General features: G+C 66.2%; 17 protein-coding genes and 2 tRNA genes. 11 read left to right on the forward strand and 8 right to left on the reverse strand.

All coding sequences use genetic code 11. The annotated features are described in order from the left end of the window. Positions 1-55: 55 nt before the first annotated feature. Together LK539_RS04610 and LK539_RS04615 are read left to right on the forward strand one after the other, a co-directional pair. On the forward strand, positions 56-646 hold the full coding sequence (locus LK539_RS04610) for a response regulator transcription factor (protein ID WP_227799721.1): 591 nt from the start codon (positions 56-58) through the stop codon (positions 644-646). Positions 647-901: 255 nt separating this feature from the next. Beyond that, complete coding sequence (locus tag LK539_RS04615) at positions 902-1,228, forward strand: DUF3052 family protein (protein ID WP_227799722.1); 327 nt, start codon at positions 902-904, stop codon at positions 1,226-1,228. Here the strand turns inward: LK539_RS04615 and queG are convergent. After that, positions 1,199-2,320: a tRNA epoxyqueuosine(34) reductase QueG gene (queG, locus tag LK539_RS04620; protein WP_227799723.1), complete on the reverse strand. Its 1,122-nt coding sequence runs from the start codon at positions 2,318-2,320 to the stop codon at positions 1,199-1,201. The genes LK539_RS04615 and queG overlap by 30 nt on opposite strands. A gap of 56 nt (positions 2,321-2,376) precedes the next feature. Here queG and tsaE point away from each other — a divergent pair, with 56 nt between their 5' ends. Genes tsaE through LK539_RS04635 form a run of 3 tightly spaced genes read left to right on the forward strand, consistent with a single transcriptional unit; the run spans position 2,377 to position 5,047 of the window. Further along, positions 2,377-2,856 (forward strand): tRNA (adenosine(37)-N6)-threonylcarbamoyltransferase complex ATPase subunit type 1 TsaE, encoded by a 480-nt coding sequence (gene tsaE / locus LK539_RS04625; protein WP_227799724.1) that lies wholly within the window; start codon positions 2,377-2,379, stop codon positions 2,854-2,856. Further along, entirely contained in the window at positions 2,826-4,241 is a 1,416-nt protein-coding gene (locus LK539_RS04630; protein ID WP_227799725.1) for an N-acetylmuramoyl-L-alanine amidase, read from the forward strand. The genes tsaE and LK539_RS04630 overlap by 31 nt, the downstream gene beginning before the upstream one ends. Positions 4,242-4,252: 11 nt before the next feature. Then, positions 4,253-5,047, forward strand: a complete 795-nt coding sequence (locus LK539_RS04635) for a D-hexose-6-phosphate mutarotase (RefSeq protein ID WP_227799726.1) — start codon at positions 4,253-4,255, stop codon at positions 5,045-5,047. Between the two features lie 118 nt (positions 5,048-5,165). Here the strand turns inward: LK539_RS04635 and LK539_RS04640 are convergent, their stop codons facing one another. Together LK539_RS04640 and LK539_RS04645 are read right to left on the reverse strand one after the other, a co-directional pair. Beyond that, positions 5,166-6,209: a carbonic anhydrase family protein gene (locus LK539_RS04640; protein WP_307729080.1), complete on the reverse strand. Its 1,044-nt coding sequence runs from the start codon at positions 6,207-6,209 to the stop codon at positions 5,166-5,168. Positions 6,210-6,365: 156 nt separating this feature from the next. Beyond that, positions 6,366-7,010, reverse strand: a complete 645-nt coding sequence (locus LK539_RS04645; protein ID WP_227799728.1) for a VTT domain-containing protein — start codon at positions 7,008-7,010, stop codon at positions 6,366-6,368. Positions 7,011-7,165: 155 nt separating this feature from the next. On the opposite strand from LK539_RS04645, the gene LK539_RS04650 reads away from it, so the two are divergent. Beyond that, positions 7,166-8,089, forward strand: a complete 924-nt coding sequence (locus tag LK539_RS04650; protein WP_227799729.1) for a peptidylprolyl isomerase — start codon at positions 7,166-7,168, stop codon at positions 8,087-8,089. 7 nt (positions 8,090-8,096) lie between these two features. Here the strand turns inward: LK539_RS04650 and LK539_RS04655 are convergent, their stop codons facing one another. Continuing rightward, positions 8,097-8,591 (reverse strand): MarR family winged helix-turn-helix transcriptional regulator, encoded by a 495-nt coding sequence (locus tag LK539_RS04655; protein WP_227799730.1) that lies wholly within the window; start codon positions 8,589-8,591, stop codon positions 8,097-8,099. Between the two features lie 54 nt (positions 8,592-8,645). On the opposite strand from LK539_RS04655, the gene LK539_RS04660 reads away from it, so the two are divergent. From LK539_RS04660 to LK539_RS04680, 5 genes are all read left to right on the forward strand, one after another. Continuing rightward, positions 8,646-9,053 carry a nuclear transport factor 2 family protein gene (locus tag LK539_RS04660; protein WP_227799731.1) on the forward strand — a complete coding sequence of 136 codons (408 nt, stop codon included), beginning with the start codon at positions 8,646-8,648 and terminating at the stop codon, positions 9,051-9,053. A gap of 68 nt (positions 9,054-9,121) precedes the next feature. Continuing rightward, positions 9,122-11,026, forward strand: a complete 1,905-nt coding sequence (gene mutL, locus LK539_RS04665) for a DNA mismatch repair endonuclease MutL (protein ID WP_227799732.1) — start codon at positions 9,122-9,124, stop codon at positions 11,024-11,026. Then, positions 11,026-11,982, forward strand: a complete 957-nt coding sequence (miaA, locus tag LK539_RS04670; RefSeq protein ID WP_227799733.1) for a tRNA (adenosine(37)-N6)-dimethylallyltransferase MiaA — start codon at positions 11,026-11,028, stop codon at positions 11,980-11,982. Before mutL ends, miaA begins: the two co-directional genes overlap by 1 nt. An 82-nt stretch (positions 11,983-12,064) precedes the next feature. Continuing rightward, positions 12,065-12,141: transfer RNA gene (locus tag LK539_RS04675), tRNA-Met, on the forward strand. A gap of 59 nt (positions 12,142-12,200) precedes the next feature. Next, positions 12,201-12,277, forward strand: a tRNA-Met gene (locus LK539_RS04680). Between the two features lie 58 nt (positions 12,278-12,335). Here LK539_RS04680 and LK539_RS04685 read toward each other — a convergent pair. The 4 genes from LK539_RS04685 to LK539_RS04700 form a co-directional block, all read right to left on the reverse strand. After that, positions 12,336-12,494, reverse strand: a complete 159-nt coding sequence (locus tag LK539_RS04685) for a hypothetical protein (protein WP_036215215.1) — start codon at positions 12,492-12,494, stop codon at positions 12,336-12,338. Positions 12,495-12,583: 89 nt separating this feature from the next. Continuing rightward, entirely contained in the window at positions 12,584-12,898 is a 315-nt protein-coding gene (locus LK539_RS04690; RefSeq protein ID WP_227799734.1) for a putative signal transducing protein, read from the reverse strand. 18 nt (positions 12,899-12,916) lie between these two features. After that, positions 12,917-14,182: a DUF445 domain-containing protein gene (locus LK539_RS04695; protein ID WP_227799735.1), complete on the reverse strand. Its 1,266-nt coding sequence runs from the start codon at positions 14,180-14,182 to the stop codon at positions 12,917-12,919. Positions 14,183-14,228: 46 nt separating this feature from the next. Continuing rightward, positions 14,229-15,380 (reverse strand): CaiB/BaiF CoA-transferase family protein, encoded by a 1,152-nt coding sequence (locus LK539_RS04700; protein ID WP_227799736.1) that lies wholly within the window; start codon positions 15,378-15,380, stop codon positions 14,229-14,231. Between the last annotated feature and the right edge of the window lie 7 nt (positions 15,381-15,387).

Below are 15,387 nucleotides of genomic sequence, written 5' to 3' on the forward strand. Positions count from 1 at the left end.
CCGCGCATCACAGCACCACGGCACCATATAACGAGAAACGCAGGAGACACACCACATGCTGCACATCGTCGACGATGAAGACGTCATCCGCGACGCCCTTGCCTGGCTGGCGCAGTCGCGCGGCCTGGAAGCGCGCGGCTACGCCAGCGGCGAAGCCTTCCTCGAAGCGATCGGCGCCGCCGGCGCGCTGGGCACCGGGGGGGACTGCGTGCTGCTGGACGTGCGCATGCCCGGCATGAATGGCGTCGCGGTATTTGACCAATTGGTCAAAAATGGCCTGATCGCGCGCCTGCCCGTGATCTTCCTGACCGGCCACGGCGACGTGCCGATGGCCGTCGATTCGCTCAAGCGCGGCGCCTTCGACTTCTTCGAAAAACCCTTCAACGACAACGTGCTGATGGACCGCGTGGACGAAGCCCTGGGCGCATCGCGCAAGGCGGCGGAAGCGGCCGTGGTGCAGGCGCGCCTGGCGACCCTCTCGGCGCGCGAGCGCGAAGTGCTGGACCTGATCCTGGCCGGCATGATGAACAAGGTCGTGGCCGACAAGCTCGGCATCAGCATGCGGACGGTGGAAGTGCACCGGGCCCATATCTTCGACAAGATGCACGTCAAGACGGCGGTGGAATTGGCAGGACTGTTGAAGTAACAACAGCGCAACCGCGTGGGCAGGAAAACCTGCCCACCCTACGTCTTGCAACTGTTTCGTCCGCCCTCAATTGCCCTCTGTTCTCCTCTTTTTGCACACGGCAAGCGTCCCTGCGATTTGAAGGAAGCCTTGTAAAATGAACCGGAACGCACCGCGACGCCGCATCGTGCGTCGCTCGCGGAGCTATTGCATTTAGGAATTCTCATGAGCGAAAAAACAGTTGCAGACAAGATGTTCCTGAGGACGGCGAAATCGATGCTGATCCTTAATGGACAGGCCAATCCGGGTGTGACGGCGCAAATGCCGCCCAACCTGGTCAAGGAAGGCGACGGCCCCTTCGACGTGATCATGATGTTCGCGCTCAACCGCAAGGAGCTCGAGCAATACCTGCCGCTCGCCAAGGAGCGGCTGGGAGAAAAGGGTTCGCTGTGGATCGCCTACCTGAAGCAGACCGCTTCGAAAGCGACCGACATCAACCGCGATTCCATCAATGCCTATGCCAAGGAAAACGGCATCACGGCTGTGGCGATGATCTCGATCGACGGCGACTGGTCAGCCCTGCGCCTCAAGCGTATCGAGTGAAACCCCATGGCGCGCCAGCGCCCAGGCCACATGCTCGCGCACCAGGTTTGACGGGTGTTCGGCGCGCGCGCGCAGGGCGGCAAGGATCGTCGCCTCTCCCTTGAACGCGTCGCTGGCGGCGGCATTGCCCAGCCCCACGGCCAGGTTGCGCAGCCAGCGCTCGTGGCCGATACGCCGGATCGGACTGCCTTCCATCCGGCGATTGAATTCTTCCTCTTCCCACCCGAACAGTTCGACCAGGCTTGCCTCGCCCAGACCATTCCTCTCGTCGAAGTCGGGCAAGCTGGCCCGCTGCGCGAACTTGTTCCACGGGCAGGCCAGCTGGCAATCGTCGCAGCCGTAGATCCGGTTGCCGATCAGGGGACGCAGCTCTTCCGGGATGCTGCCCTTCAGTTCAATGGTCAAATAGGAAATGCAGCGCCGCGCGTCCAGCCGGCCTGGGCCGAGGATGGCTTGGGTCGGGCAGACGGCGATGCAGGCCTGGCATTGCCCGCAATGGGCGCCCGTGGGCGGATCGACGGGCAGCGGCAGGTCGACCAGGATTTCGCCGATGAAGAAGGTGGAGCCGGCCGCGCGCGACAGCAGCAGGGTGTGCTTGCCGCGCCAGCCCAGCCCGGCTTTTTCCGCCAGCGGCAGTTCCATCACCGGCGCCGAGTCGGTGAACACGCGGTAGCCGAGTTCGCCCACTGCCGCCTTGACCCGTTCGGCCAGGGCCTGCAGGCGGTTGCGCAGCACCTTGTGGTAGTCGCGTCCCCGGGCGTACACCGAGACGACGGCGGCGCCGGGTTCGCGCTGGCGCGCATGTTCCTGCTCGCGCCAGTCTGCGGCGCGGCTCATGGGCAGGTAGTCCATGCGCGCCACGATCGCGCGCACCGTGCCGGGCACCAGTTCGCCGGGCCGCGCACGCTTCATGCCGTGGCTTGCCATATAATCCATCTCGCCATGGCAGCCGGCATCCAGCCAGGCCTGCAGGCCCTCTTCCGCATGCGCCAGGTCGACGTCCGCGATGCGCACGTCGGCGAAACCGAGCTCCGCGCCCCAGGTCTTGATGGTGCGGGCTAGCTCGTGCAGGTCGGGTGGGGATGTCAACATGGCAGGATGGAACAACACGGCGCGGGAACGCGCGGAACAACCTCGTATTTTATTCGATGCAGCCCTTCAAAGCCTACTTGCCCGACGAATCCGCCACCGCCGCCCTCGGCCAGGCCCTGGCCCGTGCCCTCCAGCCGGGCCTGGTGATCTACCTGCACGGCGACCTCGGGGCGGGCAAGACGGCGCTCACGCGCGCCCTGATCCAGGCGGCCGGGCACAAGGGCACGGTCAAGAGCCCGACCTATACCCTGTCGGAGCCCTACCGCGTGCAGGTCGATGGCCAGTCCGTCAACATCATCCACTATGACCTGTACCGGATGTCCAGTCCGGAGGAATTCCTGGATGCGGGCTTCCGCGAGGATTTCGACGGCAGGAACATCTGCATCGTCGAATGGCCCGAAAAAGGCGACCCGGTGTTGCCGCCACCCGACGTCCGCGTATTGCTGGAAGTCAGCGGTCTCGGCCGTGAGGTAGAATTGCAGGCGTTGTCCCAATTAGGCCTGCTATGCCTCGACCGTCTCGCCTACACCCCCTAGATCCCCTGATTCCCGGCTCGCCGCGGCGCCGCACCCTGCTCAAGGCCGGCGGCACGCTGCTGCTGTCCGTCGTCGCCCCGCTGCCGGCCAGCGCGGCGCAGATCCTGGCCGTCCGGGTCTGGCCCGCGCCCGACTACACCCGCGTCACGCTGGAAAACGACAGCGACCTCAAGGCCCAGCACTTCCTCGTGCCCGACCCGCCGCGCCTGGTGGTGGACATCGACGGCCTGGGCCTGAACAACACCCTCAAGAGCCTGGTGGCCAAGGTCGAGCCGAACGACCCCTACATCAAGCAGGTGCGGGTCGGCCAGAACCGCCCGAACGTGGTGCGCCTGGTGTTCGACCTGAAGGAAGACGTCAAGCCGCAGGTGTTCACCCTGGCCCCGGTGGCCGGCTACCAGCACCGCCTGATCTTCGACCTGTATCCGACCAAGCCGGTCGACCCGATCGCCGCCATGATCGAAAAGGGCGACTGGAAGCTCGACGGCGCGGCCGCGGCCGACAGCGCCAACCCGGCCTCGCCCCTGCCGGCCACGCCGCCGGCCCAGACCGAGGTCGCGCCCGATGCGATCGCCAAGCTCGAATCCGAGATGTCGGCCCTGAACGGCACCCCGCCGCCGCAGCCGGTGCAGCCGACGCCCTCGAAAGGCGTCAAGCAGCCGGCCCAAAAGGTGGTGCGCATGGTGACCATCGCGCTCGACCCGGGCCATGGCGGCGAAGACCCCGGCGCGATCGGCGCCACCGGCGCGCGCGAGAAGGACATCGTGCTGGCCGTGGCCAAGCGCCTCAAGGACCGGCTCGAGCAGCTGCCGAACACCCGCGTGATGCTGACCCGCGACGGCGACTACTTCGTGCCGCTCGGCCAGCGCGTGCAGAAGGCGCGCAAGGTGCAGGCCGACCTGTTCGTGTCGATACACGCGGACGCCTTTGTCTCGCCGACGGCGCGCGGCTCCTCGGTGTTCGTGCTGTCCGAAAAAGGCGCCAGCTCGAGCGCGGCGCGCTGGCTGGCGAACGACCAGAACAAGGCCGACCTGATCGGCGGCGCCAACTTCGCGGTGCAGGACAAGCAGATCGCCAGCGTGCTGTTCGACCTGTCGACCACGGCCCAGATCAACGACAGCCTCAAGCTCGGCAAGGCCGTGCTCACCGAGATCGGCGGCATCAACCGCCTGCACAAGAACGCGGTCGAACAGGCCGGCTTCGCAGTGCTGAAGGCGCCTGACATTCCCTCGATTCTGGTGGAAACTGCATTCATCTCCAACCCCGACGAAGAAGCCAAGCTGCGCGACGACGGCTACCAGAACCAGCTGGCCGACGCCATCACCAAGGGCATCAAGCGCTACTTCGCCGACAACCCGCCGATGGCCAAGAGCCGCCTGACCTGACCCTCTTTACCATGACCCTCGCCACCCATACCACTTTCGGGCAGCTGCCCGCGATCCACCTGAGCGCGCCGGACGGCGCCGAAGCCACCATCACCCTGTACGGGGCGCACCTGGTGTCGTGGAAGGGGGCGGACGGGCGCGAGCGCATGTTCGTGAGCGCCAAATCGGCGCTGGATGGGAGCAAGGCCATCCGCGGCGGCGTCCCGGTGATCTTTCCCCAGTTTGCCGAACGCGGCAAGGGAATGCGCCATGGCTTCGCGCGCGTGAGCACCTGGCGCCTGGAAGACAGCGGCCTGGAAGACGGCGCGGCCTGGGCCTGCTTCGACCTGGCCGCGGGCGACCTGCCCACTACCATCGCCGACGCTTGGCCGCACACCTTCGCCCTGTCGCTGCGGGTGGCGGTGCGCGCCAACGAACTGACGATGACGCTCACCGTGCGCAACCTGGGCGCGGCGCCCTTCCCCTTCTCGGCGGCGCTGCACACCTACCACCTGGTGCCGGACGTATGCGAAGTGCGCATCGAGGGCATTTCCTCTGACGAGATCTCGGTCATCGACAAGCTCGACGAGGTCTACCAGCATGTGACGGGACGCGCCCAGATGACGACCAGCACCGGCACCCTGGTGCTGGAGCAGAGCGGCTTCCTGGATGCGGTGGTGTGGAACCCGGGCGCGGTGGATGCGGCGGCGCTGGCGGACATGGAGAACGACGAGTACAAGCGCTTCGTGTGCATCGAGCCGGCCTTGCTCGACCCCTGCACGCTCGATGCCGGGCAGGCTTGGGTTGGTACGTATCGGGTGAGCTGAGGAACTTGGGTTCCGGCCTTCGCCGGAACGACGGTCTTTGGGCTAGCCACTACGCTATGAGCCGTCATCCCGGCGAAGGCCGGGATCCAATTTTGCAAGCGAACCGACGGATCGACCGTCAGTTCGACTCCTTGATCATCCTGCCATTACTCGGCTGCACCGGCCGCGCATTCAGCGGATACAAACGCGAGAACAGCGCCATCTGCGCCGGCGACGCCTGCATCGGCTGCTTCATGACGATCCACAGCACATCCTCCGTGCAGGGCGGTTCGGTCAGCGAGCCCATATAGGTAAAGTATTCACGCTTTTCCGGCAGGCCTTCGTTCGGATCGAGCACGATCGAGGGCGACACGCTCTGCTGCTTTTCCAGCGGCAGGTGGTTCCACACGGTCTGGATCAGCGGGTTGGCCTTGCCGCGCTCGAGCAGCACGGCCAGCACCAGCAGCTTGCCTTCGAAGCTGCGGTGCACGAAGTGGATCACCATCTCGGTGCCGCGGCCGTTGATCCGCTCTTCCGACGGGCGATGGAAGTGGAACTGCTGCAGCTCGTAGGCCTGGTTACCGACCGTGAGGAAGTTGCCGCCGCCGACCGTCACCTGGATGGTGTGGCCGTTGTCGATCTCGCTGAACGAGGTGGGACGGTAGTCGAAGGCGATCTGTTCGAGGTCGACCTTCATGCCGTCGCGCAGGTCGATCGGCGACTGGCGCTTGCCGGTGCTGCACTTGGCCCAGCTCGAATTGATGTTGGACCAGTTGGCCGGGCCGTACTCGCCCTCGTAAGACCAGTGGGTGCCGTTCTTCGGCTTGTTGGCGGCGGCGATCGCGGCCTCGGCTTCCTTGCGGCGTTTGGCGTCCGCAGCTTTCTTCGCCTTGGCGGCCGCGGCGGCGCGCGTGGCCTGCTGCTCGCGCAGCTGGGCCAGGCGTTCGGCGATGCGCACCGACAGGTCGACTTCCGACTGCTCCTCGTCCGCTGCGGCCGGCGCAGCCGCTTTTGCGGGCTCGGGCCTGGCCGGACGCGCGTCGGCCTGCGCGGCCAGGGCCTTGATGTCCGGCTTCACCGACGCGTTGGCCTTGCCTTCGAGGATGGCCTTGACGTTCGCGGTCTTGCCGTCGGCCGGCTTGGCAGCGTGGGGAGCGGAGTCGCGCGCGCTTGCCGAGGCCATGACAAGGCTGCAAGCTAACAGGGCGATGAGGTGGCGCATGAGAATCCAGGAATGAGTCTGTCCTCATGCTTATCGGCAATAAGCGGCGTAAACTTGAGTGCGCTGAAACAACAACGCCCCGAAAATATCGGGGCGCTGCAAGGATGGCAATGCCTGTTATCGGCTCAACACACGGCGGCCGAACTTGTAGAGGCCGCCGATCGCCAGCGGCACGATCGCCGCCGACACGCCGACCAGCACGATCTCGGTCAGGTGGTCCTTGATAATCGGGATGCCGCCGAAGAAGAAACCTGCCGTGACTAGGCTGGCCACCCACAGCACGGCGCCGGTCACGTTGAACATCTGGAAGCGCGCATGCGTCATTTCCGACACGCCGGCCACGAAGGGCGCGAAGGTGCGCACCACCGGCACGAAGCGGGCCAGGATGATGGTCTTGCCGCCGTGCTTCTCGAAGAAGTCGTGGGTGCGCTGTAGCGCATCCTTGTTGATCCAGCGGTAGTTGTGCGTAAACACCCGGTGCCCGATGGCCTGCCCGATGTAGTAATTCAGGGTATTGCCCGTGACCGCCGCCGTGATGAGCAGCGCCATCAGGAGCGGATAGTTCATCTGGCCGGTGGCGCAGAAGGCGCCGGCAATGAATAGCAAGGTGTCGCCGGGGAAGAAAAACAGGAGCACCAGGCCGGTTTCGCAGAACACGATCGCAAACAGCACGATGTAGACGTAAGTGCCGTACTGGGCCAGCAGCGTGCCCAGCGTCTTATCGACATGCAGGACCATGTCGAATAATTGCATCAGATCCATAATTTTCCTAGAAGGTAGCCTTGCATCATACCATCTCCCGCTCTGGGACCGACCGGCAGGCACTGGCATCCGGAGGATATGTGCGCTGTGATGAGCTTTACGTTTTGACCACATTCCAGCACAATCGACCGGATAACAAACCATCAGGAGACCGCATGAGCACGATGTCCACCGCCCTTCGCCTTGCCCTGGCCGCGGGTGCGCTGGCCGCTAGCGGCAGCCAGGCCGCCCCGGCCACGAAGGAACTGCCGCCCAGGGCCACGGTGGCCGACGTGGTCAAGGCGTCCAAGCCCACCGACTGGCGCGCACTTGACCCGGAAAACACGCTCTACATGGACCTGCCGACCGGGCGCGTGGTGATCGAGCTGGCGCCCGCGTTTGCGCCGAACACGGCCGCCAACATCCGCGCGCTGGTACGCGAAAACTACTTCGACGGCCTGTTCATCATCCGCTCGCAGGAAGGCTTCGTGGTGCAGTGGGGCGACCCGGACGAGGAAAAACCGAAAGCCTTCAAGGCCGCCAAAACGGTCAAGGCCGAGTTCACCGCGCCGATCAAGTCGGCCGGCACGTTCACCCGCCTGAAGGATGGCGACGTGTATGCGCCACAGGTCGGCCACGTGAACGGCTTCCCGGCCGCGCGCGACCCGGCCAGTGGCCAGGCCTGGCTGGTGCACTGCTACGCCATGATCGGCGTGGCGCGCGACACCGATGCCGACACCGGCAACGGCTCGCAGCTCTACACGGTCATCGGCCATGCGCCGCGCCAGCTGGACCGCAACATCACCGTGGTCGGCCGGGTCGTGTCCGGCATGTCCCTGCTCTCGGTGCAGCCGCGTGGCACCGGCGCCCTGGGCTTCTACGAGAAGCCGGAACAGCGCATGCCCTTGAAACTGGTGCGGATGGCGGCCGACGTGCCGGAAGCCGAGCGCAGCAAGCTGGAAGTGATGCGCACCGACAGCGCCACCTACCAGGCCGTCATTGACGCCCAGCGCAACCGCGGCGGCCCGTGGAACAAGTTCTCGGCCGGGAAGATCGACCTGTGCAGTGCGCCGATTCCGGTACGCGAACAGAAGCCTTGAGTCCCTTCTAATCCGCTTCGCGCAGGCGGCGCGCGCGCACCGCCGGCTCGATCCCAAGTCGGTGCACTACCTCCGCCAATACCCGCCGCGCCACGCCCACCTCGGCCGGCGGCAGACTCGCCAGTACTTCCGCCGCTACCTGTTCACGCAGGGCGCGCGTGGTTTCCACCATGCTCCAGCCGCGTGCGCTTAGAACTACCATGCGGCGCCGCGCGTCCTCGCCGGCGACCTCTTCCAGCAAGCCCAGGCCCAGCATCTCTTGCAGCCGCTTGGTGGCCGCCTGCTGGCTGATCCCCATCAGATTCGCCAGCTGGGTGGCGCTCTTCGGTCCTGACAGCAGGTGCTGGACGACGTAGCCGAATGCCTGGCGCACTTCGGGATAGCCGGCGGCGCGCAAGCGCGCAGTGACCGTGTGGTTGAAGCCGGTGCCTGCAATGAAGGCGAGCGTGCCGAGGTCGAGCGAAGCAAGATCGCTTGGCGGCTGGGATGGGGGTATTGGCAAGAAGCCTCCTCTCTGTCAGTATACACAACCATAGTTGTGCAATCGGAGGATAACATGTCTATCGAGATCGTGCGGCGCCTGTTCGCCGCCATCGAGCAGGGTGAGCTGGCCGCCATCGAGGCGGCCTACCATGAGGACGCCGAGCAGGTCGAACACCCGAACCGCCTGCTGCCTGGAGGAGCACGGCGCGACAGGGCCGCGCTGGTGGAAGCGGCGCGGCGCGGCAAGGCGCTACTCGCCACGCAGCGCCTTGTGATCGACAACAGCGTAGCCAACGGCGACAAGCTGGCGCTCGAGGCCAGCTGGAGCGCCACGCTGGCGGTCGACGCGCCGCCGCTCGGCCTGAAGGCAGGCGACGGCATGCAGGCGCGCTTCGCGCAGTTCTTCCAGTTTCGCGACGGGCGTATCCTGCGGCACCACACCTACGACTGCTTCTCGCCTTGGGGAGACAGCCAGCCATGACGCGGTCGATCCACAATCTCTAGCGACAGGCACGATTTGGCACCCGCGGGGCGAGCTATAATCGCCGGATGAACGCCCCAGTGAACACCCATCGCCCCATCCAGCAGCTCCCCGACCAGCTGATCTCCCAGATCGCCGCAGGCGAGGTCGTCGAACGACCTTCCGCCGTGGTCAAGGAACTGCTGGAAAACGCGCTCGATGCGGGCGCGACCCAGATCACCGTGCGCCTGGAAGAAGGCGGGGTCAAGCGTATCGCCATCACCGACAACGGCCGCGGCATCGAGCCGGAGCAGCTGCCGCTGGCCCTGGCGCGCCACGCCACCTCCAAGATCGCTTCGCTGCACGACCTGGAACACGTCGGCACCCTGGGCTTTCGCGGCGAAGCGCTGGCCTCGATCGCCTCGGTGGCCGCGGTGCGCATCACCTCGCGCACGCCGAACGCGCCGCACGCCTATGAAATCGTCGGCTCGCACGAGGGCACCGTGGCCCCCTCGTCCGGCGCCTTCGGCACCACCATCGACGTGCAGGACCTGTACTTCAATACCCCGGCGCGGCGCAAGTTCCTCAAGTCCGAGCAGACCGAGTACGGCCACTGCGCCGAAGTCGTGCGCCGCATCGCGCTGTCGCGTCCGGACGTGTCCTTCAGCCTGACGCACAACGGCCGCACCATCGACCACTGGAACGTGAGCGAGGCGGCCAAGCGCAGCGCCCAGATCCTGGGCAACGAGTTCGGCGAAGCGCGCCTTGCGCTGGACGAAGCGGCGGGCCCCTTGCGCCTGCACGGCTACGTCGGCCTGCCGACCGCCTCCAAGGCGCGCGCCGACGGCCAGTTCTTCTACGTGAACGGGCGCTTCGTGCGCGACAAGCTGCTGGTGCACGCGGTGCGCGCGGCCTACCAGGACGTGTTGCACGGCGATCGCTTCCCCTGCTATGTGCTGTCGCTCGACCTTGATCCGGCGCTGGTCGACGTCAACGTCCACCCGTCCAAGATCGAGGTGCGCTTCCGCGACAGCCGCGCGGTCCACCAGTTCGTGTTCCACGCGGTGCAGCGCGCCCTGGCCCAGACCTCGGCCACGGCGCATGGCAGCGCCCCGGCGCCGATCTCGGCCGCCGAAGTCAGGCCGAGCGGCACGCCGGTGTGGGCGCCGCGCCCGCACGAGCAGACTTCGTTCGGCGCGCAGCTGGCGCCGAGCTTCTCGCCTTCGCCCTTCGCGCCGGGCAGCCGCTGGGACGATCCGCGGCCGCAGCCCACTACCGGTGGCGTGGCCCAGCGCACCGAAGCGTATGGCGCGCTGTTCGCTTCAAATGCGCCCGCGAAAGCGGAAGCGCCGGTGGGCGTGCCGCTGTCCGCCTCCGAGCGTCCGCTGTCGAACGAGGACTTCCCGCTCGGCTTCGCGCTGGCCCAGCTGCACGGCATTTACATCCTGGCCCAGAACACCAAGGGCCTGGTGCTGGTCGACATGCACGCGGCGCACGAGCGCATCCTGTACGAGCAGATCAAGAACGTGCTGGACGCGCGCGCCGACGGTGAAGAACTGCAGGTGCAGCAGCTCCTGATCCCGGTGACCTTCTACGCCGACGCCATCGAAGTGGCCACCGCCCAGGATCACCAAGAGACCCTGAAGACGCTCGGCTTCGACATCGCCGCGCTCTCGCCCACCACCCTGGCCGTGCGCACCGTGCCGACCCTGCTGAAGAACGCCGACGCGCAGACCCTGGCGCGCGACGTGCTGCGCGACGTGCGCGAATACGGCGGCTCGCGCGTGCTGATCGAGCGCCGCAACGAACTGCTCGGCACCCTCGCCTGCCACACGGCGGTGCGCGCCAACCGCATCCTGTCGAACCAGGAGATGAACGCTCTGCTGCGCCAGATGGAAATCACGGAACGCTCCGACCAGTGCAACCACGGCCGTCCAACCTGGGTCCAGCTCGAGATCTCGGCGCTCGACAAACTCTTCCTGCGCGGTCAGTGATGGAAAAGAGCAGCAAGAAGCCGATGGCCGTGGCCATAATGGGCCCGACCGCGTCCGGCAAGACCGCGGCCGCGCTGGCGATCGCACAAACGCGCCCAGTCGAGATCATCTCGGTCGATTCGGCCCTGGTCTACCGCGGCATGGACATCGGCACCGCCAAGCCATCTGCCGAGGAACTGGCGAGCGTGCCGCACCACCTGATCGACATCATCGACCCGCTCGACGCCTATTCGGTGATGCAGTTCCGCGAGGATGCGATCCGCCTGGTGGGCGAGATCAGCGCGCGTGGCGCGCTGCCGCTGCTGGTGGGCGGCACGATGATGTATTTCAAAGGCCTTACCGACAGCCTGGACGAGCTGCCGACCGCCGACCAGGCGGTACGCGCCGCCATCGAAGAAGAAGCCGCGCGCGTCGGCTGGCCCGCCATGCACGCGAAACTCAGCACGCTCGATCCGGTCACGGCCGAGCGCCTGAAACCGAACGACGCCCAACGCATCAACCGCGCGCTCGAGATCATCCAGCTCACGGGCAAGCCGATGTCCGAGCTGCTGGGCCTGCGCGCAAAGCCCGAGCTGCCCTTCGAGCTGGTCTCGTTCGCGCTGGAACCCTCGAACCGCGCCGTGCTGCACAAGCGCATCGCGCAGCGTTTCGACCAGATGCTGGGCGAACGCGACGACGAAGGCCTGGTGGCCGAAGTGGCACGCCTGCGCGCACGCGGCGACCTGACACCCAACCTGCCCTCGATGCGCTGCGTCGGCTACCGCCAGACCTGGGACTACCTCGACGGCAGCATCAGCCGCGCCGAACTGCGCGAACTGGGCATCATCGCCACCCGCCAGCTGGCCAAGCGCCAGATCACCTGGCTGCGCGCGATGCCGGAGCGGATCGTGATAGACTGCCTCGGTACGGACCCGACGGGCGAGCTGATCGATCGGCTGGCGCAGTTGGAAAAATGACATTGGCGCGAGATTTTTGCGCTTGGGAAGGGCGTCCAGCCTTGACAGCTGGCGCGGCGCCCCCGATAATGCCTGCCGTTGCGGTGATATAGCTCAGCTGGTTAGAGCACAGCACTCATAATGCTGGGGTCGGTGGTTCAAGTCCACCTATCACCACCACAGAATTCCAAACGGATGGCTTGACTCCCGGAGTCAGGCCATTTTGTTTTACCGCTCAAGGTGATATAGCTCAGCTGGTTAGAGCACAGCACTCATAATGCTGGGGTCGGTGGTTCAAGTCCACCTATCACCACCAAGACGAAACGGCCCGGTTCTCGCAAACCGGGCCGTTTTTCTTTGCCAAAATCTGCAGATCAGTGCTTCTTGCCGCCACCCGAGATCTTGTTCTCGGTGGCCCAGGCGCGCCGCTCGGCTTCCTTCTTGCCGACGCCCTTCTTCTCGTAGCCTTCCTCGATGTGCTTGACCTGGCGCTTCTGCTTGTCCGTGTAGGACGATTTATCACCTTGAGGCATGATGATTCTCCTTTGAATCGTGGTTCACGCCCCTAGGCTACGCTCCCGTTCGCCCCTGTAACGTTCGGTATCTCACGCAAAACGACGATCTACTCATCCGTAAACGACTCGTCGAGGGCATAGTCGCCGCGCGCCAGGCCCGCCAGCACGGCGCTGGCCTGCTCCAGGTAGTCCGACGGCACCAGGATGCGCACGCCGCCCAGCGCGGGCGCCAGCAGCAGGTCGGCCTGCATCAGGTGGGCGTCGGCCAGCACGGCGGGGATGCCGGCGGCGACCAGGCAGCCTTGGGCCAGCGTGGCGTCCATCGGGATCAGGTAGCGGGCGATGATGAACAGGTCGCGCCCCGGGATCTGTTCGACCTCCGGGTTCGCCGCCAGCCAGGCGTCGAGTGCGGGTGCTTCCATTGCTGCCTCCTTGGATGATCAGAACAATGCGGGCGCCTGCGACAGCAGGTACAGGGTCACGCCGATGAGGCCACCGACGATGGTGCCGTTGATGCGAATGTACTGCAAGTCCTTGCCGATGTTGAGTTCGATCTGCTCCGACATCTCGCGGTCGTCCCACTGCTTCACCGTATCGGCGATGTGGCGCGTCAGGAAGCCGGCGAATTCGGGCGCCACGCCGCGCGCGGCCGATTCCAGGCTCTCGCTCAGGGACGCGCGCAGCTGCGGGTCCTCGGCCAGCACCTTGCCGACCCAGGCTCCAGTGGCCACCAGGCGCCGGCGCAGGGTGGAATCCTCGCTGTGCAGGTCGTTCCTGAGCCAGGTTTTCAGTTCGGTCCACAGGCTGCCGAGGTAGCCGTTCAGGGTTTCGTCGCCCAGCAGGTAGGCCTTGATCTCGTCCGCCTTCACGGTAAAGGACGGGTCAAGCTTCAGGCGCTCGATGAACTCCTGGGTGAACACGTCGAAGCGCTGGCGCAGCGGGTGGCGGGGATCGGCCGCTACCTTGTTCAAGATACCGGAAGCCAGCCGCACCGCCAGGTAGGCGCCCTTGCGGCCGATGAGCTCCGAAGGCAGCATGCGCTCGATGAAGGCATAGTCTTCCTTGAGCCAGTCGACGATCCCCTGCGAGATGGTGGCCTGGGTGTCCTCGTTGTCGAGCAGGCGCGCCAGCTGCACGATGCCTTCATTCAGGAGCTCCTGGTGGCGCCCGTCGCGCGTCAGGCTCTCGAGGATGGTGCCGGCCGACTTCGACAGGTCGACGCTGTTCACCATCGCGTGCACGGCGCGCCGGATGAAGCCCTGCACCGCGCCGTCCTCGATGAAGTCGAGCAGCCAGGCGCCCACCCGCACCAGGTGCTGCCCGAGCAGCTCGGTGTTGGCGGGCTTGACCAGCCAGTCGGCCACCTTCTGCATCGGGTCGTGGCGCTGGATCAGGCGCACGATCGACTCGGTGTCGAGGAACTTCTCGTGCACGAAGCGCGCCAGGTTGTCGGCGATGCGCTCCTTGTTCTTGGGGATGATCTCGGTGTGGCGCGAGACGATCGGGATCGGCACGCGCCGGAACAGCGCCACCACGGCGAACCAGTCGGCCAGCGCGCCCACCATCGCGGCTTCGGAAAAGGCGCGCAGCAGGCCGCTCCACCAGTTCTGGGGCAGGAACAGGGTCAGCACGAACAGCGAGACCGCGCCCGCGAAAAACGCGAGTGCAAGCAGTTTCGATCGCCGCAGTTCGGCTTCCTTCGTCATAGGCTCCCGGGGGTGGTCGGCGGGCAGTCCCGCCCTACCCCGCATGCTAAATGACTTCGCCTTTTCTCAGCGCTTCGATTGACTGCTGGGTAAAGCCCCAATCGGCCAGGATGGCGTCGCTGTTCGCGCCGGCGCTGGAGGGCGCCGCGGGCGTGCGGGGCACACTGCGGCTGAAGCGCGGCGCCGGCGCCGGCTGGGTCACGCCGTCGATGTCGACAAAGGTGCGGCGCGCCGCATTGTGCGGGTGGCGCGGCGCCTCTTCCAGGTCGAGCACCGGGGCGAAGCAGACCTCGGTGCCTTCCAGCAGGCGGCACCATTCGTCGCGCGTGCGCGTCGCGAACAGCGCGGCGAAGCGCTCCTTCAGCTCGGGCCAGTGCGACTTGCTCCAGCGTTTCGTGAACACGGGGTCGGTCTGGCCGGTGAGCTTGAGCAAAGTGGCGAAGAACTGCGGCTCGATGGCGCCGATCGAAATGAATTGGCCATCCTGGCAGGCATAGGTGTCGTAGAAGGGCGCGCCGCCGTCGAGCAGGTTGCCTTCGCGCTTGCCGCTCCAGGCTCCGAAACCGCGCAGGCCGTACATCATGGAGCCGAGCAGCGCCGCACCGTCCGTCATGGCCGCGTCCACCACCTGGCCCTGGCCGGAGCTGCGCGCTTCCAGCACCGCGCAGAGCACGCCGAAGGCCAGCATCATGCCGCCTCCGCCGAAGTCGCCCACCAGGTTCAGGGGCGGTGGGGGCGGGCTGTCGGCGCGGCCCGTCGCATGCAGCATGCCGGACAGGGCGACGTAGTTGATGTCGTGACCGGCCGCCTGCGCCAGCGGCCCGGTCTGGCCCCAGCCGGTGACACGGCCGTAGACCAGCTTCGGGTTGCGCTCCAGGCAGTCGTCCGGCCCCAGCCCGAGGCGCTCCATCACGCCCGGGCGGAAGCCTTCGAGCAGCACGTCGGCCTGTTCGATCAGGCGCAGGGCAGTGGAACGCCCGGCCGGCTTCTTGAGGTCGAGCGCCAGCGAGCGCCGCCCGCGCGCCATCACGTCATGGCGCGTGCCCAGCACCGGGTAGGGATTGTCCTCGCCGGGTTTGGCCTTGCGGTCGATGCGGATCACTTCCGCCCCCATATCGGCGAGCATCATCGCGGCAAAAGGGCAAGGCCCGATGCCGACCATCTCGACGACCCGCACTCCTGACAATGGTCCTGTCATTTCCGGA

This window comes from Massilia sp. IC2-476, assembly GCF_020707295.1.
Lineage (GTDB): Bacteria > Pseudomonadota > Gammaproteobacteria > Burkholderiales > Burkholderiaceae_D > Telluria.

Coding starts and splice junctions, on each gene's coding strand:
- LK539_RS04645 (WP_227799728.1), bottom strand. CDS start 7,010: ATGGATCTGATGCAATTATTCGACATGGTCCTGCATGTCGATAAGACG.
- LK539_RS04630 (WP_227799725.1), top strand. CDS start 2,826: ATGCCTCGACCGTCTCGCCTACACCCCCTAGATCCCCTGATTCCCGGC.
- tsaE (WP_227799724.1), top strand. CDS start 2,377: ATGCAGCCCTTCAAAGCCTACTTGCCCGACGAATCCGCCACCGCCGCC.
- queG (WP_227799723.1), bottom strand. CDS start 2,320: ATGTTGACATCCCCACCCGACCTGCACGAGCTAGCCCGCACCATCAAG.
- LK539_RS04640 (WP_307729080.1), bottom strand. CDS start 6,209: ATGGCCTCGGCAAGCGCGCGCGACTCCGCTCCCCACGCTGCCAAGCCG.
- LK539_RS04695 (WP_227799735.1), bottom strand. CDS start 14,182: ATGACGAAGGAAGCCGAACTGCGGCGATCGAAACTGCTTGCACTCGCG.
- LK539_RS04615 (WP_227799722.1), top strand. CDS start 902: ATGCTGATCCTTAATGGACAGGCCAATCCGGGTGTGACGGCGCAAATG.
- LK539_RS04635 (WP_227799726.1), top strand. CDS start 4,253: ATGACCCTCGCCACCCATACCACTTTCGGGCAGCTGCCCGCGATCCAC.
- mutL (WP_227799732.1), top strand. CDS start 9,122: ATGAACGCCCCAGTGAACACCCATCGCCCCATCCAGCAGCTCCCCGAC.
- LK539_RS04690 (WP_227799734.1), bottom strand. CDS start 12,898: ATGGAAGCACCCGCACTCGACGCCTGGCTGGCGGCGAACCCGGAGGTC.
- miaA (WP_227799733.1), top strand. CDS start 11,026: ATGGAAAAGAGCAGCAAGAAGCCGATGGCCGTGGCCATAATGGGCCCG.
- LK539_RS04610 (WP_227799721.1), top strand. CDS start 56: ATGCTGCACATCGTCGACGATGAAGACGTCATCCGCGACGCCCTTGCC.
- LK539_RS04650 (WP_227799729.1), top strand. CDS start 7,166: ATGAGCACGATGTCCACCGCCCTTCGCCTTGCCCTGGCCGCGGGTGCG.
- LK539_RS04660 (WP_227799731.1), top strand. CDS start 8,646: ATGTCTATCGAGATCGTGCGGCGCCTGTTCGCCGCCATCGAGCAGGGT.
- LK539_RS04700 (WP_227799736.1), bottom strand. CDS start 15,380: ATGACAGGACCATTGTCAGGAGTGCGGGTCGTCGAGATGGTCGGCATC.
- LK539_RS04685 (WP_036215215.1), bottom strand. CDS start 12,494: ATGCCTCAAGGTGATAAATCGTCCTACACGGACAAGCAGAAGCGCCAG.